At 64.7% G+C, this 24,291-nt stretch carries 24 protein-coding genes; 13 read left to right on the top strand and 11 right to left on the bottom strand.

Annotation, left to right across the window (positions count from 1 at the left end):
* Window positions 1-114: 114 nt before the first annotated feature.
* Both POM99_RS16495 and POM99_RS16490 read left to right on the top strand, forming a co-directional pair.
* Complete coding sequence (locus tag POM99_RS16495; protein WP_277279583.1) at window positions 115-705, top strand: hypothetical protein; 591 nt, start codon at window positions 115-117, stop codon at window positions 703-705.
* Complete coding sequence (locus POM99_RS16490) at window positions 705-1,427, top strand: COG3904 family protein (RefSeq protein ID WP_277279582.1); 723 nt, start codon at window positions 705-707, stop codon at window positions 1,425-1,427. The genes POM99_RS16495 and POM99_RS16490 overlap by 1 nt, the downstream gene beginning before the upstream one ends.
* A 93-nt stretch (window positions 1,428-1,520) precedes the next feature.
* Here POM99_RS16490 and POM99_RS16485 read toward each other — a convergent pair whose 3' ends face one another.
* Window positions 1,521-2,456 (bottom strand): isopenicillin N synthase family dioxygenase, encoded by a 936-nt coding sequence (locus POM99_RS16485; protein ID WP_277279581.1) that lies wholly within the window; start codon window positions 2,454-2,456, stop codon window positions 1,521-1,523.
* A 60-nt stretch (window positions 2,457-2,516) separates the two neighbouring features.
* Here POM99_RS16485 and POM99_RS16480 point away from each other — a divergent pair, with 60 nt between their 5' ends.
* The 3 genes from POM99_RS16480 to POM99_RS16470 all read left to right on the top strand — a co-directional run bounded on the left by POM99_RS16480 (window position 2,517) and on the right by POM99_RS16470 (window position 3,603).
* A complete protein-coding gene (locus POM99_RS16480) occupies window positions 2,517-2,963 on the top strand; it encodes an EVE domain-containing protein (protein WP_277279580.1) in 447 nt (148 codons plus the stop codon).
* A gap of 63 nt (window positions 2,964-3,026) precedes the next feature.
* Window positions 3,027-3,209 (top strand): CsbD family protein, encoded by a 183-nt coding sequence (locus POM99_RS16475; RefSeq protein WP_277279579.1) that lies wholly within the window; start codon window positions 3,027-3,029, stop codon window positions 3,207-3,209.
* Window positions 3,210-3,360: 151 nt separating this feature from the next.
* Window positions 3,361-3,603, top strand: coding sequence for a hypothetical protein (locus POM99_RS16470; RefSeq protein WP_277279578.1), 243 nt, complete (start codon window positions 3,361-3,363; stop codon window positions 3,601-3,603).
* 155 nt (window positions 3,604-3,758) lie between these two features.
* On the opposite strand, the gene POM99_RS16465 is transcribed toward POM99_RS16470, so the two are convergent.
* Window positions 3,759-5,162: an MFS transporter gene (locus tag POM99_RS16465; protein ID WP_277279577.1), complete on the bottom strand. Its 1,404-nt coding sequence runs from the start codon at window positions 5,160-5,162 to the stop codon at window positions 3,759-3,761.
* 152 nt (window positions 5,163-5,314) lie between these two features.
* Here POM99_RS16465 and pgsA point away from each other — a divergent pair, with 152 nt between their 5' ends.
* The gene (pgsA, locus tag POM99_RS16460; protein ID WP_277279576.1) at window positions 5,315-5,908 is read left to right on the top strand and encodes a CDP-diacylglycerol--glycerol-3-phosphate 3-phosphatidyltransferase; all 594 of its coding nucleotides are present in this window, start codon (window positions 5,315-5,317) and stop codon (window positions 5,906-5,908) included.
* Here pgsA and POM99_RS16455 read toward each other — a convergent pair.
* The 5 genes from POM99_RS16455 to rnd all read right to left on the bottom strand — a co-directional run bounded on the left by POM99_RS16455 (window position 5,875) and on the right by rnd (window position 9,031).
* Window positions 5,875-6,228, bottom strand: coding sequence for a PilZ domain-containing protein (locus POM99_RS16455; RefSeq protein WP_277279575.1), 354 nt, complete (start codon window positions 6,226-6,228; stop codon window positions 5,875-5,877). The genes pgsA and POM99_RS16455 overlap by 34 nt on opposite strands.
* A 62-nt stretch (window positions 6,229-6,290) precedes the next feature.
* Complete coding sequence (locus POM99_RS16450; RefSeq protein ID WP_277279574.1) at window positions 6,291-6,590, bottom strand: CcdB family protein; 300 nt, start codon at window positions 6,588-6,590, stop codon at window positions 6,291-6,293.
* Window positions 6,590-6,880, bottom strand: coding sequence for a type II toxin-antitoxin system CcdA family antitoxin (locus POM99_RS16445; RefSeq protein WP_313792145.1), 291 nt, complete (start codon window positions 6,878-6,880; stop codon window positions 6,590-6,592). Before POM99_RS16445 ends, POM99_RS16450 begins: the two co-directional genes overlap by 1 nt.
* Window positions 6,877-7,773 carry a hydrogen peroxide-inducible genes activator gene (locus tag POM99_RS16440; RefSeq protein ID WP_277279573.1) on the bottom strand — a complete coding sequence of 299 codons (897 nt, stop codon included), beginning with the start codon at window positions 7,771-7,773 and terminating at the stop codon, window positions 6,877-6,879. Before POM99_RS16440 ends, POM99_RS16445 begins: the two co-directional genes overlap by 4 nt.
* Before the next feature lie 4 nt (window positions 7,774-7,777).
* Window positions 7,778-9,031, bottom strand: a complete 1,254-nt coding sequence (gene rnd / locus POM99_RS16435; protein WP_277279572.1) for a ribonuclease D — start codon at window positions 9,029-9,031, stop codon at window positions 7,778-7,780.
* Window positions 9,032-9,180: 149 nt separating this feature from the next.
* On the opposite strand from rnd, the gene aspS reads away from it, so the two are divergent.
* The 6 genes from aspS (at window position 9,181) to POM99_RS16405 (ending at window position 15,318) form a co-directional block, all read left to right on the top strand.
* Entirely contained in the window at window positions 9,181-10,962 is a 1,782-nt protein-coding gene (gene aspS / locus POM99_RS16430; protein ID WP_277279571.1) for an aspartate--tRNA ligase, read from the top strand.
* A gap of 426 nt (window positions 10,963-11,388) precedes the next feature.
* Window positions 11,389-11,625, top strand: a complete 237-nt coding sequence (locus POM99_RS16425) for an acyl carrier protein (RefSeq protein WP_028657713.1) — start codon at window positions 11,389-11,391, stop codon at window positions 11,623-11,625.
* Between the two features lie 153 nt (window positions 11,626-11,778).
* A complete protein-coding gene (gene fabF / locus POM99_RS16420; RefSeq protein WP_277279570.1) occupies window positions 11,779-13,035 on the top strand; it encodes a beta-ketoacyl-ACP synthase II in 1,257 nt (418 codons plus the stop codon).
* A 26-nt stretch (window positions 13,036-13,061) separates the two neighbouring features.
* On the top strand, window positions 13,062-14,042 hold the full coding sequence (gene mltG, locus POM99_RS16415; RefSeq protein WP_277279569.1) for an endolytic transglycosylase MltG: 981 nt from the start codon (window positions 13,062-13,064) through the stop codon (window positions 14,040-14,042).
* A 178-nt stretch (window positions 14,043-14,220) separates the two neighbouring features.
* On the top strand, window positions 14,221-14,754 hold the full coding sequence (locus tag POM99_RS16410) for a peroxiredoxin (protein WP_277279568.1): 534 nt from the start codon (window positions 14,221-14,223) through the stop codon (window positions 14,752-14,754).
* Between the two features lie 54 nt (window positions 14,755-14,808).
* Window positions 14,809-15,318, top strand: coding sequence for a 2'-5' RNA ligase family protein (locus POM99_RS16405; protein WP_277279567.1), 510 nt, complete (start codon window positions 14,809-14,811; stop codon window positions 15,316-15,318).
* A 23-nt stretch (window positions 15,319-15,341) separates the two neighbouring features.
* On the opposite strand, the gene POM99_RS16400 is transcribed toward POM99_RS16405, so the two are convergent.
* The 3 genes from POM99_RS16400 to POM99_RS16390 form a co-directional block, all read right to left on the bottom strand.
* Entirely contained in the window at window positions 15,342-16,163 is an 822-nt protein-coding gene (locus tag POM99_RS16400; RefSeq protein ID WP_313792144.1) for a ParB/RepB/Spo0J family partition protein, read from the bottom strand.
* Between the two features lie 84 nt (window positions 16,164-16,247).
* Window positions 16,248-16,691, bottom strand: coding sequence for a DUF2958 domain-containing protein (locus POM99_RS16395; protein WP_277279566.1), 444 nt, complete (start codon window positions 16,689-16,691; stop codon window positions 16,248-16,250).
* Window positions 16,688-17,647: an ArdC family protein gene (locus POM99_RS16390; protein WP_277279565.1), complete on the bottom strand. Its 960-nt coding sequence runs from the start codon at window positions 17,645-17,647 to the stop codon at window positions 16,688-16,690. The genes POM99_RS16395 and POM99_RS16390 overlap by 4 nt, the downstream gene beginning before the upstream one ends.
* Before the next feature lie 625 nt (window positions 17,648-18,272).
* Here POM99_RS16390 and POM99_RS16385 point away from each other — a divergent pair.
* The gene (locus POM99_RS16385) at window positions 18,273-22,094 is read left to right on the top strand and encodes a beta strand repeat-containing protein (RefSeq protein ID WP_277279564.1); all 3,822 of its coding nucleotides are present in this window, start codon (window positions 18,273-18,275) and stop codon (window positions 22,092-22,094) included.
* Window positions 22,095-22,324: 230 nt separating this feature from the next.
* Here POM99_RS16385 and POM99_RS16380 read toward each other — a convergent pair whose 3' ends face one another.
* Window positions 22,325-24,145, bottom strand: a complete 1,821-nt coding sequence (locus POM99_RS16380) for an ATP-dependent DNA helicase (protein ID WP_277279563.1) — start codon at window positions 24,143-24,145, stop codon at window positions 22,325-22,327.
* Window positions 24,146-24,291: the final 146 nt, after the last annotated feature.

Raw genomic sequence — 24,291 nt, 5'->3', positions numbered from 1 at the left:
ACCCGGCCTTAGTTTTCTGCGCTATCGGGTCGCACCGTAGAACGATGCAAGCAAAGCAACGGAACGACGGCATAAGGGGGCCGTCGCCGAGCCCCTGCGAAGGATAACGATTCGATGATCAGTACCCCACGCAAGTCCGCGATGGCCGCCGCGCTGGCGTTCGCCATGGTGGCGCAGCAGGCCAGCGCCCAGTTTGGCGGGTTCAGCCTGCCGTCTTTTCCCACGTCATCCTCAAGCAGCTCGTCCAAGAGCAGCGACGGCTGCCCCAAGGGCAAGAGCAAGAGCGAGGGATCGGCGATGCTGGGCGGGCTGTTGAGCCAGGGTCTGGGCCGCGCGGCGAGCAATGCCGGGGTATCCAGCTATTTCCCCACGGCGGAAGTGGCCGATACGCTGACCAACGCCATCGCCTGCAGGCTGGACCCGGCCGAACAGCAGCAGGCGGCGCAGGCCACGTTGGCGGCGACGCGCGGCTCCGACGATGCGGAAGATTCGCCCCCCGAAGTGGGCAGCAGCAGTTCCTGGACCAGCGGCACGCGCGAGGACGTTTCGGGCACCAGCACGGTGATTGCCCGCAATGACAACGCCAAGGGCGGGATGCAGTGCATCACAGTGACCGACGTTATCATCGTGAAGGGCGAGGAAACCACGGCAGACAAGCGCATGTGCCGCAAGCCGCCAGCCACGCGTTACGCGCTTCAGGCGTGATGGCGGGAATCGCGCGCAAGGGACTGGCGCTTGGCGGTTTTGCGCTGGCGCTGATGGGGGCGGCGCCGCCGCCGCCCGCGCTGGACAAGGAAAACCCGACCTGTCCGGCCAAGCCCGACTGGGGACAGGCCAAGGCGATCACGGTGACGCCGGCGGTGCGCAACGGCAAGCACGTGCTGATTGCCGACGGGATCATCGACGCGGGCTTTCCCAACCGGCTGAAAGCGGCGATCGATGCCGACGAGCAGGTGGAGGAAGTGTGGATCCGCAGCCGCGGCGGCGATGCGCATGCGGGCAATGCGGCGGGCAAGGTGATCCGCAGCTATCCGGGCATGGTCACCCGCATTCCGGCAGGGTGGACCTGCTTTTCGGCCTGCAATTTCGTGTTCATGGGCGGGGACCGGCGCTTCGTGGACCCGGGCGGGGTGTTCATGGTGCACATGTTCACCCACACCGGGGATCGCGACACCATCGAGCTTTCGGTGGAGGAAGGGACCGAGGAGACCACCCGCCTGATCGGCGAGATCGAGCAATCGAGCGCGCTGCTGGCGAGCGAGGACAACGACTTCCTGATCCGCATGGGGATCAGCCGGAAACTGCTGACCGAGGTGATGTACAAGCAGCAGGCGGTGGCGAGCGCGGCGAACAAGAGCACGCGGTATTGCCTGACGCAGGACGAGGTGCGGAAGTACAACGTGATGCCCACTGAAAAAGTGGGTTAGCGACTGCTGATCCTCCCTGTTTTTGCAAAGCACAAACGGGGAGGGCGACCGCGCCTCGCCATTTGTCCTTCGGAAAGACGGGGAGGACCTTGGTTACTTCAGCCCGATCTCGCGCAGGCGTTCCTGCAGGTAATCGTCGGCGGTGATGCTTTTGGGGTAGCGGTCCGGGTTTTCCGGGGTGATGCAGCCGGGCAGCGTGGCGAAGCGGAAATCGCTGCGCAGGTGCAGGAAGAATGGCATCGAATAGCGGCTGGCGTGGGCGCGGGCCCCCGCCGGGTTGCGCACGCGGTGGGTGGTGCTGGGCAGGACGTGGTTGGTCAGGCGCTGCAGCATGTCACCGATGTTGACCACCAAGGCACCAGGCGGCGGCGAGACCTCCAGCCATTCGCCTTCGCGGGTGAGCAGTTCGAGGCCGGCTTCCTCCGCGCCCAGCAACAGGGTGATCAGGTTGATATCCTCGTGCGCGCCGGCGCGGATGGCGCCGGCGGCGTCACCCGTGACCGGCGGATAGTGCAGCAGGCGCAGCACCGAGTTGCCATCGGCGATGGCGGGATCGAACCACTGCGCGTCCAGCCCCAGCCACACCGCGATGCGCGCAAGGATGCGCGCGCCGGCATCCTCGAATGCAGCGAACAGGGCAGTGAAGGTTTCGCGGAAGCCGTCTGGTTCATCTGGCCAGACGTTGGGCGGCATCGAGGGGGAGAGCAGGGGGTGGCCGGGCGGCAGATCACGCCCGACATGCCAGAATTCCTTGAGATCGGCCACGGGGGCGCCCTTGGCAATTTCGCGCCCGAAAGGGGTGTAGCCCCGCGCACCACCTTGGCCCGGCACGTGCCAGCGGCGCTTTTCCGCATCGGGCAGGGCGAAGAACGTGCGCGTCAGTTCCCACCCGCGCGCGACCAATGCGGGATCGAGCCCGTGGTCCTTCACCATGGCGAAGCCGAACGTGCGAAAGCTGTCCCCAAGGCTTTGCGAGAGGGCTGCGGGATCGTCTTCAAGCGAAAGGATGGGGAGGGACTTGAGGGGCATACTGTTCCTGTGGCCGAAATCGGGTAAGGGCCCGGCTTAACGGGAATCGCCGGGGGTACCATGGGCAAAATCAACGTTAGCGACACCGAAGGACGCCAGCTGTGGCTGATGAAGTCCGAACCGGACGTCTACAGCTATGACGACCTCGTGGCCGAGGGCGAGGGCACGTGGGACGGGGTGCGCAACCACCTTGCCGCGCGCAACCTGCGCACGATGCAGCCGGGGGACCTGGCCTTCTTCTACCACTCCAACATCGGCAAGGAGATCGTGGCGGTGGCGATGATCAGCGTGGGCGGGATAACCGATCCGACCGACTTCGATGGCAAGTGGGCGGCGGTGAAGGTGAAGCCGGTGGTGAAGCTGAAGCAGCCCGTCACGCTGGCGCAGATCAAGGCGACCGAGGCGCTGCAGGAGATGGAGCTGATCCGCCTTTCACGCCTGTCCGTGTCTGCGGTGCGGCCGACCGAGTGGGCGCTGCTTCTGGAGATGGCTGGCGGAACCGAGTGACGCGCGGCGCGTAGTTTGCGGCAAGTGCGGGCGGAAACGCCTGCCCAGCCAAGGAGATACGCGATGGGTGAACTGACCGACCGGGCCAAGGCCGCAGGCAACAAGATTGCTGGTGGCGCCAAGCAGGTTGCCGGTGAAGTGACTGGCAACGACAAGCTGAAGGCCGAAGGTGCTGCGCAGTCGCTCAAGGGCGATGTGCAGAACGTTTCGGGCAAGGTGAAGGGCGCGCTGGGCGACGACGTCTGAGCCGCGGCTGACCTGTGATTGACGGCAGGGCCGCTTCCGCAAGGGAGCGGCCCTGTTGCATTGGGGCCTGTTGTCCCGTTGCGGCACGGGGCTTCAAAAACTGGCGAAGGGGCGGGTGCCAAATGGTCAACAAAGCGTTAACGCCTTTGTCATGAGTACGCCGCACCTCACCGCTGCCGCACCCTCCGGCCACCCGTTCCGCCGCAGCCTGCCGCCGCGCGTGCTGCGCCCGATGCCGCAGTTTGAGCCGGAAGTGGTCGCCGCGATGGAGCGCGCCGAAATGCAGCTGCGATCGCCCGATGTGAACTGGAAGAAGCTGACGCTGCAGGACGTGAAGGACTTCCTGCTGGCCTACTGCGCGTGCTTCCTCGCTGTGGCGACGTTCATCAGCTGAAAGCTGTTTGCTGTTTCAGCGAGGCTGAAACAGAGGGCGGCACCGGCCCGCTCCCCCGCCCAAATGTCCAACTGTGCCACCCAACGGAATTGAACGCTGTGGGCGGCCGGGCGGGGGAGCGGGCCGGTGCAGTGTCCGCGTAAGCGGAAGTAATCTTAGAAACTGTGGCCGATCTCGCCAGGGTGGGCGAGTTCGGCCTTGTGCAGCAGCCAGCCGAGCAGCGCGGAGACGAGGCACATCGCGGCGCTGAGCAGCAACTGGTTGACGATGCTGACGCCTGCCGCCGAAAGCCCCATCGCCAGCACCGCGCCGATCGCCATGGCAAAGGAATTGACCACGTTGTTGGCGGCGATGGTGCGTGCGGTTTCCGCCTTGTCCACCATGGTGGTCAGGAAGGCATAGAGCGGCACCACGAACATGCCGCCCGCCACCGCGATGCCGAGCAGGCTGAGCAGCAGCGGCACGGCGAGCGGTTCGGCCACGAAGGCCCAGGCATCGAGCAGGGTGCCGGTGGGATGCGGGGTCCATGATTGGCAGACCACGTGGAAGGCCACGATGAACAGGCCCATCACCAGTACAGAGGCGGGGGCGAAGCGGGCCGAAACCTTGCCCTTCAGCATGCGGTTGATCGCCACCGAGCCGATGGCGACGCCCACCGAGAACACGACGAGGAACAGGCTGGCCACTTCCTTGCTGGCATCGAGCACGTTCTTGGCCAGCGGCGGGAACTGGATGAACAGCACCGCGCCGATGGTCCAGAAAAAGCTGATCGACATGATCGCAAGGAACACCGGACGATAGTGCAGCGTGTTGCGCACCAGCCGCCAGGCCGAAAGGCCCTGGTCCGCCAGCAGCACCGGCAGGAAGCCGAGCGCGCGGGCCAGCGGATTGCGCCAGTGGTTCAGGAACGGGCGCAGCAGCGGGAATTCGAGCGGGCGATCGGCTTGCTGCGGCGGGGCAGAGGGCACCTGCCGCCCGGCGAAGAAGCCGAGCAGGGCGGTGACGACCACGGTAACCGCGGCGGCCTCAACCGGGATCCAGCCCGCCAGGATCGTGCCGGCAAGGATGGCGATATAGGTGCCCGCCTCGACCATGCCGGTGCCGGCGAGCACTTCTTCCGGGTGGAGATGCTGCGGCAAAATCGCATATTTGATCGGGCCGAAGAAGGTGGAGTGCAGGCCCATGGCGAAAAGCGCGGCGAGCATCAGCGGGATGGCGATGGTCGTGACCTGCACGCCCTGCCACGCCATGAACAGCCCGCCCGCGCCCACGGCCATGATGCCGATCTCGCAGGCCTTCACGATGCGGATGATCCCGGCCTTGTCGCGCAGGTCCGCCAGCTGTCCCGCCAGTGCGGACAGCGCCACGAACGGCACGATGAACGCGGCCGAGGCGATGGCGGAAAAGCGCGCTTCTTCAGCCTCTGAATTGTAGAGGCTGTAGACCACGTAAAGGACCATGGCGTTCTTGTAGAGGTTGTCGTTGAACGCGCCGAGAAGCTGGGTCACGAACAGCGGCAGGAAACGGCGCTGGCGGAGCAGGTGGGTTGTCGTGGTCATTCCGTCTGCCGGGTATCCTCGGATGACGCGCAGCCTTAGCGGCATGGACGCGCCCGGCAAGGGGCATTCGTTGCGGTCAATCTTTGCCCAAGTCTCGCATGGCGGTGCGAAGCGGGTTTGCAAGCGCCCCTGACGCGGTTAGGCAGAGGACGATGCTGACCCTGCCCAACCTGCTGACGCTATCGCGCATCGTGGCCGTGCCGCTGCTGGCCGGGCTGCTGTGGTGGCCGGAATGGGCGCTGGGCTATGGCCTTGGCTTTGCCATGTACTGCCTGATGGGCATCACCGACTACTTCGATGGCTACCTTGCCCGCGCGCAGGGTACGGTGAGCAAGCTGGGCGTGTTCCTTGATCCCATCGCCGACAAGATCATGGTGGCGGCGGTGATCCTGGTGCTGAGCGCGCAAGGCGTGCTGCGCGGACCCTTCGTGGGAGACCTGCACGTGGTGGCAGGGCTGGTGATCCTGGTCCGCGAGATCGCGGTGTCCGGCCTACGCGAGTTCCTGGGCGGGCTGCAGGTTTCGGTGCCGGTGTCGAAGCTGGCGAAGTGGAAGACCACGTTCCAGATGGTATGCCTGGGCGCGCTGATCCTCGGCCATGCGCTGCCCGGCTGGACGATGACGGTGGGCGGATTCGAGGCCAACGTGCCGCATACCGTGGGGCTGACCACGCTGTGGGGCGCGGCGGTGCTGACAGTGATTACCGGCTGGGATTACCTGCGCGTGGGCCTGAGGCACATGGACTGAGAGGTGGGCGCGGCGGCTTCGGCCGCCGGTTCGGGCGTGGTGGCGGCGTTGTCCACTTCCACCCCGAAGCGCTTTCCGTCGGTCCAGCGGACCACGCCCCAGAGCGACTGGCCCGGCGCGAGATCGAGCGTGACCATGTCTCCCACCGCGGGCGGACCATCGGGCGCGAGCGCCTGGACCCCGCTGAGCGAGACGTTTTCCACCACGACATCGCGGGCGAGCCCTGCGCCATCCACCATGCGCACACGCGCCATCAGGCGGCGGCGGCGCGGCCGCAGCACCGGAGTGGGCCGGAAACGCGATTTGTCGACGGTGGTCACGCGGAGCAGCCTAGACACGCATGGTTGCGGGGTGCTGATCGCGCCTTACGGGTTTTCCCGGTTCAGAAGCCGGTGACGAGCATGTCGAGCGCGTTGCCGATCTCATATCGGTGGTCGATCAGCGACGTGACTGGCTCGCCCAGATCTCGCGTTTCCACAGTCGCGGCCCAGTCCGTCATCATCACGTAAGGTGCACTGTCGATCGCGAAGACCGGGTTGAGCCGTGCGGCCGGCTTGGGCGCTTCAGCCAACGGGAGCAATGGCACGACCAGCCGGGTGGAGAGGTGTTCGAGCAGATCGGCCTGGCATTCCAGCAACAATGGGCCGCCGTTGCGGGAATGCCAGACTTGGAACTTGGCCATCAGAACTTGCGGAATTCGGCCAGCGGAAGGCCATTGTTTTCCACCCACTCGTTATGACTGCGCAGGGCGTCGGCATTCTCCTCCTGCCAGCGCTTGCCCTTCTCGGCGGAGAGTTCCTGCCGCAGGCCGGCTTCGCAGGCGCGCGAGATGTTGATGCCGAGGCTGCGCGCTTCGGCCACCAGCGCGCTGTCCAGCGTGACATTGGTGGGCTTGCGCACCGGCGCGTCGGGAACCTTGTGGCTGTGCTCGGTCATGCGCATGAACATGCGCGTGGCCGCGCGCGGCGTCAACCGGCGCGCAGCTCCTGCGCAAGCAGGCGGAATTCCTCGCCACGCGGGGAATTCCGCCGCCAGACCAGCGCGATCTCGCGAAAGGCGTGGTCGCTCTTCAGCGGGCGCGCAACGATCTGGGTGTCATTGAGGATGCCCGCCTCCACCGCCATTTCGGGCAGCATCGTGAGGCCTAGGCCATTGTCCACCATCTGCACCAGCGTGTGCAGGCTGGTGCCGATCACGCCTGCGCTGGCGCGCAGTTCGGGCCGGTTGCACGCGGCCAGCGCGTGCTCCTTCAGGCAGTGCCCGTCTTCCAGCAGCAAAAGGCGGTTCTCGTCGATCAGGTCCGGGCTGACGACGGCAGGCGGATCGCGCGGGTCGTCACGCGGGAAGGCGACGAACAGGCGGTCGTCGAAGAGGTGCTCCACTTCCACCTCGCCAGTGGCAAAGGGTAGCGCCAGCAGCACGCAGTCCGCGCGGCCGTGATGCAGCGATTCGATGGCGGCGGCGCTGGGCTCTTCACGCAGGAACAGCTTCAGCTGCGGACGTTCGCGGCGCAGGCGCGGCAGGATGCGCGGCAGCAGGAACGGCGCGATCGTGGGGATCACGCTCATGCGCAGCTCACCCGCCAGCGGCGCGCCGTGGCTCTGGACGAGTTCGGACAGCTCCTCCGCCTCACGCAGCAGGCGGTGCGCCTTGGCCACCACCTGGTTGCCCAGCGGGGTGAAGCGCACCACGCGCCGGGTGCGTTCGACCAGCGTGACGCCGAGCAGCGATTCCAGTTCACGCAGCCCGGCCGAAAGCGTTGACTGCGAGACGAAGCAGGAATCCGCCGCGCGGCCGAAGTGCCCGTGTTCGTGCAGCGCAACGAGGTATTGCAGCTGCTTGAGCGTGGGCAGGTAGGTGCTCATGCGGTCACTCGCCCGCTTCGACCTGCGGTTCCGCCTCTGCCTCTACGTCCTGAGCCGCATCGACCACGGCGGGTGCGCCGTTGCTGCCGATGTCGTCGATATGCGCCATCTTCAGCTTGCCGTTCACCACCGCGAAGGCGAGCTTGCCCTCCACCAGTTCCAGCGCATCGCGGCCGAACTGTTCGAAGCGCCAGCCATCCAGGATCGGCAGGTTCTTGCGCTGCCCGGCGGCCAGTGCCTCCAGATCGTCGCTGCGTGCCAGCAGGCGGGCGGCAATGTCGATCTCGCGGCTGCGGATCTTCAGCAGCAGCTTCAGCAGGTCGGCCACCAGCGCGCCTTCCTTGCCCAGCGGGGCGCCGCGCGGGGCCTTGGGCGGCATTTCCGCCTCGGTCAGCGGCTTGGAATCGGCAAGGCACTGCATCAGGCGGCGGCCGATCTCGTTGTCCTTCCATCCGCTGGAAAGGCCGCGCACCTTGGCCAGCTCGTGCTGTTCGCGCGGGGGGTGGCTGGCGATGTCGGCCAGCGTCTCGTCGCGCATGATGCGCCCGCGCGGTATGTTCTTGTCCATCGCCTCCGCCTCGCGCCAGGCGGCGAGCGAGCGCAGGCGGCCGAGCACCGCCGGGTTGCGGCTGGGCGGGCGGATCTTCTGCCACACGGTTTCGGGATCGGACCTGTAGTTGGCCGGGTCCGCCAGCTTTTCCATCTCGATGTCCAGCCATTCGCCGCGCCCGGTCTTGATCAGGCGCTTGAGCAGGCGGGGGAAAATCTTTGACAGGTGCGTCACGTCGCCGATGGCGTATTCGATCTGCCGTTCGGTGAGCGGGCGGCGCGCCCAGTCGGTAAAGCGCGCGCCCTTGTCGATCGACAGGCCCAGCCAGCTTTCCACCAGGTTGGAATAGCCGATCTGTTCGCTCTGGCTGACGGCCATCATCGCGATCTGCGTGTCGAAGATCGGGTGCGGGGTTTTGCCGGTCAGGTTGTAGATGATCTCCACATCCTGTCCACCGGCGTGGAAGACCTTCAGCACGTCCTCGTTGTCCACCATCAGGTCGAGCAGCGGGGCAAGGTCTATGCCGGGGGCCAGCGGGTCGATCGCCGCGGCTTCCTTGTCATCGGCGATCTGCACCAGGCACAGTTCCGGCCAATAGGTGTTCTCGCGCATGAACTCGGTGTCGACCGTGACGAAATCGGCCTTGGCCAGACGCGCGCACAAGTCTGCCAGCGCGTCGGTCGTGGTGATCAGCGGGTGTATCTTCATCGTTCTTTTCTGTATGGGGCTCGCACAGCGGAAACTGGCGGGCCCGGCTGGTGGTCCCACCGGGACCTTCGGCTTGACAAAACGACGGCCTTCGCCACAGGGCCGCGCGCGTTCCCTGCCTTATTGCAGCCCGATTGGAAAGAGTTTCGATGCACCCTTATCGTTCCCATACCTGCGGCGCCCTCTCGCGCGAGCATGTCGGGCAGACCGTCCGCCTTTCCGGCTGGGTGCACCGCAAGCGTGACCACGGTGGCGTGCTCTTCGTCGACCTGCGCGACCACTATGGCATGACGCAGATCGTCGCCGACAGCGACAGCGCCGCGCTTTCCGTGCTCGATCACCTGCGCGTGGAAAGCGTGGTTACTATCGAGGGCGAGGTGAAGGCGCGCAGCGAAGGCACCGTGAACCCCAACCTCGCCACGGGCGAGATCGAGATCTTCGCGCGCTCGGCCACGGTGCTGTCCGCCGCGGAAGAACTGCCGATGCCGGTGGCGGGCGAGCAGGAATATCCCGAGGATATCCGCCTGCGCTATCGCTTCCTCGATCTGCGGCGCGAGACACTGCACGCCAACATCGTGACGCGGACCAAGGTGATTTCCGACATGCGCCGCCGCATGGAAGGCGCCGGGTTCACCGAATATTCCACCCCGATCCTCACCGCATCGAGCCCCGAGGGCGCGCGTGACTTCCTGGTGCCGAGCCGCATCCATCCGGGCAAGTTCTATGCGCTGCCGCAGGCGCCGCAGCAGTATAAGCAGCTGCTGATGGTCGCAGGCTTTGATCGCTATTTCCAGATCGCACCGTGCTTCCGTGACGAAGACCCGCGCGCTGATCGCCTGCCGGGCGAATTCTACCAGCTCGACCTGGAGATGAGCTTCGTCACCCAGGAAGAAGTGTGGGAGACGATGGAGCCGGTGATCGGCGGCGTGTTCGAAGCGTTCGCTGGAGGACGCTCGGTCACGCCGACGGGCAGCTTCCCGCGCATTCCCTATGCGGAATCGATGCTGAAGTACGGGTCTGACAAGCCGGACCTGCGCAACCCGCTTGTGATCAGCGATGTTTCGGCCGAATTCACCCAGTCGGGCTTTGGCCTGTTTGAAAAGATCGTCGGCACCGGCGGCGTCGTGCGCCTGATCCCGGCGCCGAACACTGCGGACAAGAGCCGCAAGTTCTTCGACGACATGAACGACTGGGCGCGCAGCGAAGGCCACGCCGGCCTCGGCTACGTCACCCGCAAGGGTGGCGAGTTCGGCGGGCCGATCGCCAAGAACCACGGGGCGGACAGGATGGCCGCGCTGTTTGACAGCCTCGGCCTCGGCCCCGATGACGGCTGCTTCTTCGCCGCGGGCAAGGAAGAGCAGGCGGCCAAGCTCGCCGGTGCGGCGCGCACCCGCGTGGGCGAACAGCTCGGCCTGATCGACAAGGACCGCTTCGAGCTGTGCTGGATCGTCGATTTCCCGTTCTACGAATGGGACGAGGACAACAAGAAGGTGGAGTTCAGCCACAACCCGTTCTCGATGCCGCAGGGCGGGATCGAGGCGCTGAACACGCAGGACCCGCTGACGATCAACGCCTTCCAGTACGACCTCGTCTGCAACGGCTTCGAGATCGCGAGCGGCTCGATCCGCAACCAGTCGCCCGAAACGATGGTGAAGGCGTTCGAGATCGTGGGCCTTTCGAAGGAAGACGTCGAGGAGCGCTTCGGCGGCCTCTACCGCGCGTTCCAGTATGGCGCGCCGCCGCACGGCGGCATGGCCGCGGGCGTGGACCGCATCGTCATGCTCATCTGCGGCGCGCAGAACCTGCGCGAAATCACGCTGTTCCCGATGAACCAGCGCGCCGAAGACCTGCTGATGGGCGCGCCTTCACCGGCCGCGCTGAAGCAGCTGCGCGAACTGAACATCCGCGTGGTGGAACAGACGAAGGGGTAAGAACCCGCAATTCTCTGCCATTCTTCCCCCCTCCCCGGCGGGGAGGGGCCGGGGGTGGGGAAACGACGCCAGCGGTGTTGCGCCCCCGACAAGACAGAACCCCCATCCCAACCCTTCCCCACCGGGGAAGGGATTTCGGGCGGTATCAGATCTCGTCACCCGGCGGCGGAGCTTCGCGCCCGGCGTTTCCATCTTGATTCTCCAATGCCATCGCACAGTCATATCTGACCTATAGAACCACTTCGTCGCCGAGCTGCTGTGGCTCAGGGCGATCCTGTAATGCCCGTCCATTGGGCGCACGTCCGAAAGCCTCCCCCGCACGGCGATGTGGAATGCGAGAGGTGCCACTTGCCAGCGCCGCACCGGCACATTAGGGCGATTCCCGAAATCATGGCCAACCCAAGTTCCGTTCGAAGGGGCATAATAATGAGCGATACCGCCGACCGCGTTAAGAAGATCGTTGTCGAGCACCTCGGCGTGGAAGCCGACAAGGTGACCGAGGACGCCAGCTTCATCGATGATCTCGGTGCCGACTCGCTCGACATCGTCGAGCTGGTGATGGCGTTCGAGGAAGAATTCGGCGTCGAGATCCCCGATGATGCGGCCGAGAAGATCTCGACCGTCTCGGACGCGATCAAGTACATCGACGAAAACAAGGGCTGATTGCCCTCGTCCCCGTTTCGCCTGAGTCCTGAGCCAGTCGAAGGATCGTAAGGGCTGCCACGGCATGGATCGGCCGGGCAGGGGAGGACTTCGGCAGGCTCAGCTCCTTTCTGGAAGGGGCTGGGCCTGTTTGCGTATTATCCGGAGAATGCAATGCGTCGTGTCGTCGTAACCGGCCTTGGCCTCGTCACCCCGCTGGGCGCGGACGTGGAAACCGTGTGGGCCAACCTGCTGGCCGGCAAGTCCGGCGCCGGGCCGATCACCCGTTTCGACACCACGGGCCAGAAGTGCCTGATCGCCTGCGAAGTGAAGCCGGCCGATCACGAATACGGCTTCGATGCGGGCAAGCGCGTGGACCACAAGATCCAGCGCCAGGTCGATCCTTTCATCGTCTATGGCATCGACGCCGCGGGCCAGGCGCTGGAAGACGCCGGCCTTGTCGACATGAACGACGACCTGAAGATGCGCACCGGCTGCTCGATCGGTTCGGGCATCGGCGGCCTGCCGGGCATCGAAAGCGAATCCATCGTGCTGCATGAAAAGGGACCGGGCCGCGTCTCGCCCCACTTCGTGCATGGTCGCCTGATCAACCTGATCTCGGGCCAGGTCTCGATCAAGTATGGCCTGATGGGGCCGAACCACGCGGTGGTCACCGCCTGCTCCACCGGCGCGCACTCGATCGGTGATGCCGCGCGCATGATCAAGGACGGCGATGCCGACGTGATGCTGGCGGGTGGCGCGGAAAGCACCATCAACCCGCTGGGCGTGGCCGGCTTCGCGCAGGCGCGCGCGCTGAACTGCAGCTACAACGATCGCCCCGAACAGGCGAGCCGCCCCTATGACAAGGACCGCGACGGCTTCGTGATGGGCGAAGGCGCGGGCGTGGTGGTGCTCGAGGAATACGAGCATGCCAAGGCGCGCGGTGCGAAGATCTATGCCGAAGTGGTCGGCTATGGGCTCTCGGGCGATGCCTACCACGTTACCGCCCCGCATCCCGAAGGCAAGGGCGCCGAACTCGCCATGCGCATGGCGCTGCGCAAGGCCGGGCTGCAGGCGGGCGACATCGACTATGTCAACGCGCACGGCACCTCGACCATGGCCGACACCATCGAATTGGCCGCGGTGAAGCGCGTGCTGGGCGATGATCTTTCGGGCGCTTCGATGAGCAGCACCAAGTCCGCCATCGGCCACCTGCTGGGCGGCGCGGGCGCGGTGGAGACGATCTTCTGCATCCTCGCCATCCGTGACCAGATCGTGCCGCCGACGCTGAACCTCGATAACCCGGACGAGGGCACCGAGGGCGTGGACCTGGTGCCGCACAAGGCGAAGAAGCGCACGGTGCGCGCCGCGCTGAACAACTCGTTCGGCTTTGGCGGTACCAACGCCAGCGTCATCGTGAAGGCGATCTGAGCAGCACACGGCGCAGGAGGCGCGGCATGAAGCGTCCCGGCAAGTTGATGATCCTGGCCCTTGCCGTGGCGCTGGTCGCGGCGGGCTGGGCCGTTCATTTCCTCTATGGCTGGTACGGGCCGGGGCCGCTGGCCAAGGACATCTCGTTCCTCGTCCCCGAAGGTTCCAGCCTGAGCGGCCTTGCGCCCGAACTGGAGAAGGAAGGCGTCGTCGCCTCTGCCACCACGTTCAAGGCGCGGGCGCGGCTTCTGGGCGGCAGCGCGGGGGTGAAGGCGGGCGAATTCACCATCCCCGCCCATGCCAGCGCATCGCAGGTGCTGCGCATCCTGCAGGGCGAGGAAGGCGTGACGCGCCGGATGGTGACCGTGCCCGAAGGCATGCCATCGATCATGGTCTATGACCGGCTGATGGGGCAGAAGCTGCTCACAGGCAGCATTTCGGTGCCGCGCGAAGGATCGATCCTGCCTGACAGCTATGATTTCCAGCGCGGCGAATCGCGCGCAGGCGTCCTGGCACGGATGCAGAAGGCGATGGACCGCACCCTGGCCGAACTGTGGGAACAGCGTTCGTCCGACACCGTGGCCAAGACGCCGCAGGAAGCGCTGATCCTCGCCTCGATCGTGGAAAAGGAAACCGGCAAGCCTTCGGAGCGCAAGATGGTGGCCGGGCTCTATTCCAACCGGCTGCGCAAGGGTATGCTGCTGCAGGCGGACCCCACGATCATCTACCCGATCACCAGGGGCAAGCCGCTGGGCCGCCGCATCCGCCAGTCCGAAATCCAGGCGGTGAACGACTACAACACCTATACCATGACCGGGCTGCCCAAGGGGCCGATCACCAATCCGGGGCGTGATTCGATCGAGGCGGTGCTCAATCCGGCCAAGACCGATGCGCTTTACATGGTGGCCGATGGCACCGGCGGGCATGTGTTCGCGTCCACGTTGGAAGAGCATAACGCCAATGTTTCCAAGTGGTTCGCCATTCGGAAGCAGCGTGGCGAGCTTTAGTAGCTAGTTAACTTCACTTAAGGGATTTTACTGCATATAAGGCGGCAGGGGAACATTGCGACCTTGCCGAACCTCCATCTGCGGCTACGGCACCCTGGCCGAGTGTTCCCCGCCTTTCCTGCGCTTTCCCGGAACCCGTGCCGCCTGCCATCGTTGCGCTGGCCGAGGAGTGCAGGCCATGATCGACAAGCAGATTCCCGATGTTACGCTGAAGACCCGTGTGCGGGACGAAAGCGTGGGCGGCGACAATCCCTTCCGCTGGCAGGACCTGAACGTGCGCGAAGCCTTTGCCGGCAAGCGCGTGGTGGTGTTTTCGCTGCCCGGTGCGTTCACCCCCACCTGTTCCAATGAACAGTGCCCGGCGTTCGAGAGAATGTATCAGGATTTCAGGGATCTGGGCGTTGACGAGGTCTATTGCATCTCGGTCAATGATGCCTTCGTCATGTATCAGTGGGGCAAGCACCTGGGGCTGGAGCAGGTGAAGCTGCTTCCCGACGGATCGGGCCATTTTACCCGCCGCATGGGTATGCTGATCGACAAGGATCACTTGGGCTTCGGCTATCGTTCTTGGCGCTATGCGATGATCGTGGACGACAACAGGGTGACTGCGTGGTTCGAGGAACCGGGCATCAATGATGAAGGCGCGGACGAGGACCCTTACGGCGAGAGCAGTCCGGAGCGGGTTCTGGCTGCCCTGAAGGGCGTAAGTTGAGAACGACTGAAAGGGTGTTGAGATCGACTGATAGGGGGTAGAGGCCATCTGACCATGGCCCAAGCTCCCCTGATCGTGACCGCCGACCTGCCTCCTGCGCTGCAATCGCGCATGGATGCCTTGCGCCGCGCACACTTCCCGCCGGAACGCAATTTCCTCTCCGCCCACGTCACCCTGTTCCACGCGCTGCCGCCCTTCGTGGAGGACGAGGCGCGGGGCCTGCTGGCGCAGCTGGCGGGCGCGGTCGCGGCGCCGGCGGCGCGACTTTCAGGCGTGATGAACCTGGGCGGCGGCACCGCGTTCCGCATTGACTGCCCTGCGCTGCTGGACCTGCGCGCAGGAATTGCCGAACATTTCCACGGGATGCTGACCAACCAGGACAGCCACCCGCCGCGCCTGCATGTGACGGTGCAGAACAAGGTGACCAAGGATGAGGCGCGGGCGCTGCAGGTGAAACTGGAGGCGGACTTCCGGCCAGAGGACTTCCGCTTTGCCGCGCTTTCGCTCCACCGCTATCTTGGCGGGCCGTGGGAGGCGGTGGGGCGCTGGCCCTTCAGGGGGTGAGCCGCCTGATTTATACTTATATTTCAATGTTTTGGGATGTGGTGCCGGGGACGGAACCGCGAAAATCTCTTATATATCTGATACTTAATTGAAAGGCTGATGTGATTTTTCGGGCATGCCCCCAAAAAAGCCCCCAACAAAAATGGCCTACATTTTGGAGCGAACAGGGTGGCGACGATCTGCCCGGAATAAGTGGACAGATCGAACAGCGCGACGCTGGTGGAAATCGACTGTCCGCCAAACAGCCAGGCCTTGAGCTGGTGCCCGCCCGGCGCGCGCTGGTCGGGATCATCGAACAGCGCCAACCAGTCGCGCTGGCGCTGTTTGCTTGCCATGGTCAGGTGACGGACCGAAGCAGCATCGATCTTCTCGCGTCGGTAGAGGTCGCGGATGCGCGGCAGGAGATTGCCCAGCGCCAGCACGCGGCGCACCATCTGCTTGGGCAGGCCGAAGGTCGCGGCAATGTCCTCGAGCTTGCGCCCCTCGCGCACCAGCCGCACGAAGGTTTCCCACTGGGTGACTTCGTCGGGATCGAGGCGCGCGATGTTCTCGAGCAGCGAGGCTTCGAGCGCGGCAGCATCGTCGCCGGGCCCGATGATCGCGGCGGGCAACGGCTCGGCCACACCCGTTTCCTCGGCGATCAGGGCAGCGGCAGCGTTGCGACGCCGCCCGGCGACGATTTCGAAGAGGTCGCCATGGCCCTCTGGCCGGACGATGATCGGCACGAGCACGCCGCGCGCGCGGATCGAAGGAAGGATATCGGCAATGCCGGGCGCCTTGCGCCCCGAACGCATGTTGGTGGTGCTGACGCTGAGCTTGTCAAGCGGGATAAAATCTAGTTTCATGGATTGGACTCCTTGAGAGTACCGGTCCTGTTGATCTTGCCGGATGGGCGGGACCGGCAGAAAAGCGGCGGAACGCGCCGCGCGTCAGCCGTGGTCCTGCGCCCCTTCGGGCGAAGGACCGGGCGGAAGCCGGGATGAAAGTTCCGGGGACTGGCGGCGCAGAGCGCGCTCGGCGGCGATGATCGAGCCGCCTTCACGGGCATGCGCGGCCCAGCGCGACAGCGGCGCGAGGCCGACAAAGCCCTCGTCGCGCTCGATGCCGAGACCAAAGGGAAGACGGACCTTGGCAATCTCGGACAGCGAGAAGTAGCCAAGCTCCGGGCACCCGAAACCAAGATCGGCGAGGCCGAACAGCGTATCGCCATCCTCGCACAGCTCGGTGGCAAGCCATGTCGCCGCGCCAAGCGGATTGAACAGCTTGAGCACCGGCAGCGGGTCTGGCTCGGCCTGCTCACGTCGCACCGCCGCGCGCCGGGCCACATGGTTGGTCCGCAAGGCAAGGCGAATGCTGGGGGGCAGGAGGATCATGCCGCGACCCTCCCTTCGCCCGCAGCCTCGCGATGGAAGGCCAGCAGGAAGTCGGCGGCCTTGCTCGCCGCGCTGGCGGCGCGGAAAATGGCGCGGTTGTCCTCGTGCAGCACATCGAGCCAGCAGCCGAGGTAATCGGCGTGGCGCACGGTCGGCTTGATCCCGAGCGCCGCGCACAGGAAAGCCGATCCCAATTCGGCGGTCAGTTCCTCGCGACCGTAAGCCTGCGAGCCGAAGCGCCCCGATTGGTCGCGCGCCAACCGTGAGCGGTGCCCGGTCCAGTGGGTCAGTTCGTGCAGCGCCGTGCGGTAATAGTTGATCTGGTCGAAGAACGCGGGCTGCGGCGGCACCTGCACGTAGTCCGCAGATGGCGCATAGAACGCCTTGTCACCGCCGATCCGGAAATCGGCTCCAGAGGCCGCGATCAGCGCCTCGGCGACGGGTACGATCTCGCGCTCGGGCAGCGGCAGGGGGGCGCAGGCCAGCCCCGGCCTCAACCCCTTGCATTGGACGACATTGAAGACAGTGAAGCGCTTGAGGAACGGCACCGCGCGCGCGTCCTCGTCGGCGCGGACCGCGCGTTCGGCTTCGCCCTTGGGAATGAAGCGATCGGCATAGACGACGGTCACGCCGCGCTCGCCCTTGCGCACGCCTCCACCGGCTTCCTGCGCCTGCCGGAAGGTCAGCCAGCTTTGCGAAGGGTGGCCATGCTCGATAACCGCGCTCCACAGGATCAGCACATTGACCCCGCTATAGGGCCGCCCGGTCAGCGCATTGCGCGGCAGACCCGGTGCGGCGGCACCTGTCGATCCCCACGGCTGAACCCACGGGAAATGCCCCGCCTCCAGTTCGCCGACGATCCGGGAGGTCACCTCGTCATAGAGACTGGAACGCGGCCCCTCGGCCGGAACGACTCCAACTTGACGGCAAACACGACGCTTGGACTTCGAACGCATGGCCTTGACCTCCTCGCGCCCAGAACCAGCAGGCTTGCCCGGAAAGCGGGGGTGGGCGGCGAGAGAGACCGGAAGGGCCCGCTTCGAGCGGGCGACCGCACCCAAGGCGCCAGCCGCAGGGGCGCAACGCTAGTGAAGCAGCCGCCAGGCTTGCGGCCGGCCGTGGCGGGCCCAGGAGGGATCGACGCCCGCACCCGCTTTTTCGGGAAAGCCATCAGATACACCGAGGCATGCCGCGACCGCATGAATGGCAGCGTCAGTCAGCCGTCAGCGATCGTCACCTCGCGTCGAGACCTGTAGTGGCTCGGTACGCAGGCGCGCCCAAGCATATAGCGCGGCGCCGAAGGCAGACCCGGGCCAACTGTCATGGGCACTGGTTCATTGGCCATGGCTACTTCGGGTTGGAGTTCCAACGAGGCTGGACTTGAAGTCAGCAAATTCGTCGGACCGGCGAGTATTTGTTATTCAACCCAAGGTGCGCTTCACAATCATCGGAACAGCGAGGCTGACGCGTTTAGGTGTTGCATGGCAGCTGGGCGGTGAATAGTTTGCCAAAAGATTCTCGGGCAAAGCATGCGGTATTCTTGTCGGTGCAGTTGTCTTGCCGGGCAAGAAAGGGGAAAGCATGGCAGATCCGATCAAGGGCGATAGCCTGGATAACATTCTGAAGGGCACCGAAGGCGACGATACGCTGCAGGGGTTCGCCGGAGCGGATACGCTAATAGGCTTTGGCGGCGCGGATATGCTCGACGGCGGCACTGGCGCGGACACCATGCGCGGCGGTGCGGGCGATGATACGTACAAGGTGGACGATGCCGGCGACCTTGCGCTGGAGAATGCTGACGCCGGGACCGACACGGTGCTCGCTTCGGTGAGCTTCGTGCTCGGCGGCGGGGTGGAGAACCTGACGCTGACGGGCAGTGACGGCATCAATGGCACGGGCAATACCCTAGCCAACACGATCACCGGAAATCTGGCCGCAAACGTGCTTGATGGCGGCAAGGGCATTGACACGCTCATCGGCGGCAGGGGCGATGATGTCTACCACGTTGACCGCGCGCTCGACGTGGTGGTCGAGGCCCTGAATGAGGGATACGATACCGTCGTATCGACTGCAGCGAGCTATGTTCTTGCCGATAACCTTGAGAGACTGCTGCTGGCCGGAACCGGAAACATTGCCGGGACGGGCAATGCGCTGCAGAATGTCATTCATGGTAATTCCGGCAACAATACTCTGAATGGCGGTGCCAATGGTGCGAAAACTGGCACAGACGAACTATATGGTGGCTTGGGCGATGACACTTACATAATCAACGACACGTTTGCGCAGGTCATCGAATATGCCAACGAAGGCAATGATACGGTCATCACCAATCGCAACTTCGCGCTGGGCAACAGTTTCATCCCGGGCGGTACCGAGCACATTGAAAACCTGATCCTGACCGGCGAAACTGCGACTAACGGCATCGGCAATTCGCTGGCAAACACCATCACCGGCAATGCCGCAGCCAATTTTCTCGATGGAGGCATCGGCAGCGACACGCTGATTGGCGGCCTGGGCGACGACACTTACCGGATGACCTATGAAGCCGACAGGATTATCGAAAAGGCCGGTGAGGGCATTGATACCGTCCAGACTTCGATCGATTATACGCTCAGCGCCAACGTCGAGAACATCATTGCGATAGGCTCGTCAGCCGTGACCCTCACCGGGAACGCGCTCGCAAACAGGTTCTCCAACATTGGAACCGGCAAAGCCACTATGATCGGCGGCGACGGCGATGACACCTATGACCTCGCGAATCTGTTCGTTCCTGACGCCACCGTGATCGAACTGCGCGGGCAGGGAGTTGATACGATCCTTGTGGCCCGCAACTATATTCTGCCCGACAACGTCGAGAATCTGACCATGAACGGGAGCTCTTCGGTCACGCTGACCGGTAACGGGCTGGCCAATACCTTGACCGGCAATGCTGGTGATGACTTGTTGGACGGCCTCGGCGGCGCAGACACGATGGTCGGCGGCCTCGGGGCGGACTTCTACCGTGTCGACAATGTCGGCGATGTCGTGATCGAAACGCAGGGCTCGGATCGTGACGGTGTCTCCTCGACGATCAGCTATACTCTCCCCGACAGGGTTGAGGGCCTCTACCTCATGGGGAAAGCCCGGATCAACGCTACCGGTAATGCGGCGGCCAACGAGATATACGGCAACGGCGCCAGCAACATCATCGACGGCAAGGCTGGCGGCGACACCATGGTTGGTGGTGGCGGCAACGACACCTATTATGTCGACAACGCCAAGGACGTAATCGTAGAGGGCGCCATTTTCGGCGGATCCGGGTTCGACACCGTCCACGTCGGCTTCTCCTATATTCTTCCCGAAGACGTGGAAAAGCTGGTGCTCGAGGGCACTGCACAGCGCGGTAAGGGCAATGCGAAGGACAACGTGTTGGTTGGCAATGCTGCGGCCAACGTGCTGGACGGCCAGCAGGGAACCGATACGCTCACTGGCGGGGATGGAGACGATACCTATTACGTCGATCTGGCCACCGACCGGATCGTCGAGCAGGCCGACGAAGGCATCGACACGGTGATCGCGGCGTCGGTTTCCTACACGCTGTCGGCCAATGTGGAGAACTTGCAATTCGCGGGCGTATCCGGAGTGACAGCAAACGGCAACGCGCTGGCTAACAAGCTGACAGGGACCGCCGGCAACGACATCATTGACGGGAAAGCGGGTGTGGACACCATGGTCGGTGGCCTCGGCGACGACAGGTATGTCGTCGATGACAACAGCGACCGAATCATCGAGCGAGCAGGCGAGGGATTTGATACGGTATCGGCCACCGTTGCTTACGTCCTTGGCGCCAATCTGGAAAACCTGCAGATCGCCGGACGCGACGCGATTGATGGAACCGGCAACGCAGATGCCAATATCATTACCGGCAACAGCGCTGCGAATGTGATCGACGGCCGCGCCGGCGATGATCAGCTTTTCGGCGGTGCCGGGGCGGATATACTTATTGGCGGGGACGGCAATGACATCCTTACAGGCGGTCTTGGTCGTGACACGATGCGTGGCGGGCTGGGCGATGACACCTACGTCGTCGATGTCACCGGCGAGGTCCTGATAGAAAGCTCTGGAGCGGGCTTTGATACCGTGCTCGCTTCGGCCGACACTACGCTGGCTTCGAACATCGAGGCGCTTGTGCTGGTGGAAGGCACCTCGGGCGCGCAGGCGCTTCGCGGCACCGGCAACGCGCTTGACAATACCATCACCGGAAACGGCGCGGACAACGTGCTTGACGGCGGTAAAGGCGCGGACACCTTGATAGGTGGTGGCGGCTTCGACACCTTCATCGTCGATAATGCTGGCGATACGGTGGCAGGCAACGGCAAGGTTCTAGCCTCCGTATCTTTCACCCTGGCCGGAGGGCCGGCGCTGCTCGATCTCACCGGCACGGCCAACATCGACGGCACCGGTTCGGAAGGCAACGATACGATCAACGGCAATAGCGCTGCGAATACGCTTTCCGGGCTAGTTGGCAGCGATCGCCTCTTCGGAAATGCAGGCCGCGACACGCTGCTTGGCGGCGATGGCGACGACACGCTGGGCGGCGGAACTGATAACGACACGCTGGATGGCGGCAGCGGCAACGACCTGCTCGACGGCGGAACAGGCGCGGACAAGATGTCCGGTGGCGAGGGAACGGACCGCTACATCGTGGACAACGTCGGCGATGTCGTGATCGAAGCCGGCACGGCGCTCGATCTGGTCTACACGACAGTCGATTTTACCGCGGCGGTGGGAGTAGAATTCATCTCTGCGATCCTTGCCTCCGAGATTGGCGTCACGGGTGATGGTCTCTTCACTACCAATGCCTTGGTGCTTACCGGCAATGGGAGTGACAACACGATCGTCGGCAACGATGGCGACGGCACTTACGACGGCAAGGGCGGCAACGACGTCATTGTGGGCGGAAGGGGTGATGACACCCTGTTGGGCGGCGCGGGTAACGATTGGCTGATCGCCCTTGATGGGCGAAACAGCGTGACCGGCGGTGAAGATGCCGATGTGTTCCTGCTGAGCCTAAATGCCGATGGGACTAGTGGTGTCACAACCGTGACGGACTTCACAGCCGGGACCGACAAGGTCGGAATCGATACGGACCGGGTGTTTGGAGCAGGTTTTGATGGCGAACTCAGCGCGCAGTCCAAGGCTTTCGTTCTGGGCACCACGGCCGCAGACGCCGATAGCCGGGTGATATATGATCAAGCGACGGGCAAACTCTACTTCGATACAGATGGCACCGGGGAGAAGGCACAAGTTCTGACGGCCCAATTCGCGGCGAACACCGTGCTGTCGGCTGACGACTTTCTGCTGGTTTCGGAGATGACCACAGGAGCGATGCTACAACCCGCGTTTGGCCTAATCTTCATGTAACAAGGGTGTCACCGGGCGCAGCGCTCCCGGTGACAGGCAGGCGCCAGATCGCGGAGCTGTTCAGCCCCGGCGCTATCGCCGCGCAAGTCCTGCAGGCCACTGACCTTTGCTTGTACGGCGGTTGCTACTTTCGGTCTTGCAAAAGCGTCTGCTCGACCGGTTTGCCGACTGGGGGAAGAACAAAATCAAAAAGGAACCCCGCGTGCCACCGCTGACGTAGTGCCTGCCCATCACCCAAGAGCAGCCCCCAATGCTTTGGTCTTGCGGACATCAGAAGCCGTCATGGCAGTCTGCTTCTCTCCCGCCCGCTCATAAACGGCGCGAACGAGCCGCTCCCTGTCATCGGTGACCACAATGGCCTCGCTCCTGGCGCGCGACACCGCGACATAGAGCAGCTTCTGGTCGACCAGGTTGGTGGAACGGCTGTCGGCGTGGATGAGGACACGCTCGGCGGTCTGACCCTGCGCGGCATAGACGGTCTGGACCCAGGAATGGCGGAGATGGCAGTCGCGGGCATCGGTCAGGTCGAGCCGCTGCTCGCGCCCGTTCGCCAGCTTCAACGTCGCCGAAGCGGTGCCCGGCTCGATACCAGTCACCGTCCCACCCAGCCCGTTGACCCGGCCCTGCTCGCGATCGTTGCGCGTCAACTGCACCCGGTCGCCGGTCCGCAACTCCATGGGCCTGGGCTCGAACACCTCGACCGTTCCCGCGCCCCATTGCCGGGGATGCCAGTCGATCGGCCGGCCCCGGCCGTCCTCCAGGCCAATGCGCCCCCGCTCGGGATCGACGGCGCTGATTCTCAACGCCTCGCCTCGAGAGACAGACCTGCCCGCATAATCACGATTGAACCGGACGACGTCACCAACCGCGTAGCTCGCCGCCTCGCGGGCCTCAGCGCGCGTCAGTCCCTTCGGCTCCAGCGCGGTAAAACGGACTGCATCCGCCGACAGCTCACCCCGCCCAACCAGTTGCCCGCGGATCAGGCCGGTGAGCCTGTCGCATCCGTCTCGAGAGGGCTCGATGACCAGGGTACGCGCGCGCTCGGCGGGCGCCATGGCGACATATTCACGCGCCAGAGCGCGAAGTCGCTCATCCTGCGTGGCCGCCTCGATCACCTTGCCGCCGCCTCTTTCGAGGGCGGCAAGCGCCTTGCCGGCATGACCCTCGATCGAGGCAAGGACCGCTTCGCGCGCTTCGGCATTGGTCTGGCGTACGATCTCGGCGAGCCGGGTGGTCGCCATGCCGGCCTGCTGCAGTTGCGCGAAGGCAGCGCCGGCCCCGACCGAACCCAGCTGCCGAACGTCCCCAACGAGGACGAGCCGCGCACCGGCCTTGTCCGCGCCGGCCATGAGCCTTGCCATGTCGTGCGCCGACAGCAGCGAGGCTTCGTCGACGATCCAGACGGCGTCCTTGCCCGTCATTCGCGCCTCGGGCGTCAGCAGATGGCGCGCGACGGTATCACCGCGTCGCCCCAACGCTTCACCGAGGACGGTTGCGGCCGAAGCCGTGGGCGCAAGCGCCGTCACGGTCAGCCCCCGCCGCTCGGCCTCGCAAGCATAAGTTGCGAGCACAGTGGTGGTCTTGGCGGTCCCCGCATAGCCCTGGACGGCGATGACACGGTCTCGCGACACCAGCAGGTCCGCAGTCGAGCGCTTCTGGTCCTCGGTCCAGGCAAAGCCGGCGCGCGCGGACTGCCGCGCTGCGCGCTCGACCGTCCGCGCCGCCCCCATGGGGCTAGCCAGCGGCTGGAGCATATTCCGCCCCGCAGCTTCGATCCGCAGCATGGTCCGTTCGATCTCGATCGCCCGTGGCGTGGTGAAGCCCGCATACTCGGTACCGCGCCGGTCGCGGAAGATGCGCGGAACGAGCTCCCCGCGCTCTTGCGCCTCCGAAATGACCGAAGCGATTGCGTCATGACTAACCTTGCCGAAGGCAAAGTCCCCGGCCTCACGTGCCAGCGTGCCTGCCGCAAACACCGCCTCACGCTCAGCTAGCTTGGCCGAGGCAAAGGCCACCGCCTGCCGCGCCAGCATCTCCGGGGTGGCCACCACGCCTTGCTTATCCTCTGCTTGCCTGTCAATCGGCGTTCAAAGTTGACCCCCTGATCGGCGCGTAAAACTGACCCCCCTATCGGTCTGGCAGGCGGTTATCCCGGTAGTCCATGGGAGGGGCCCGCGCATGCCGTCGCGCGCCGTCA

Source organism: Novosphingobium cyanobacteriorum, from assembly GCF_029436685.1.
Lineage (GTDB): Bacteria > Pseudomonadota > Alphaproteobacteria > Sphingomonadales > Sphingomonadaceae > Novosphingobium > Novosphingobium cyanobacteriorum.
Note: the sequence above shows the minus strand (reverse complement) of the source record. Positions and strands in the feature narration are given on the sequence as shown.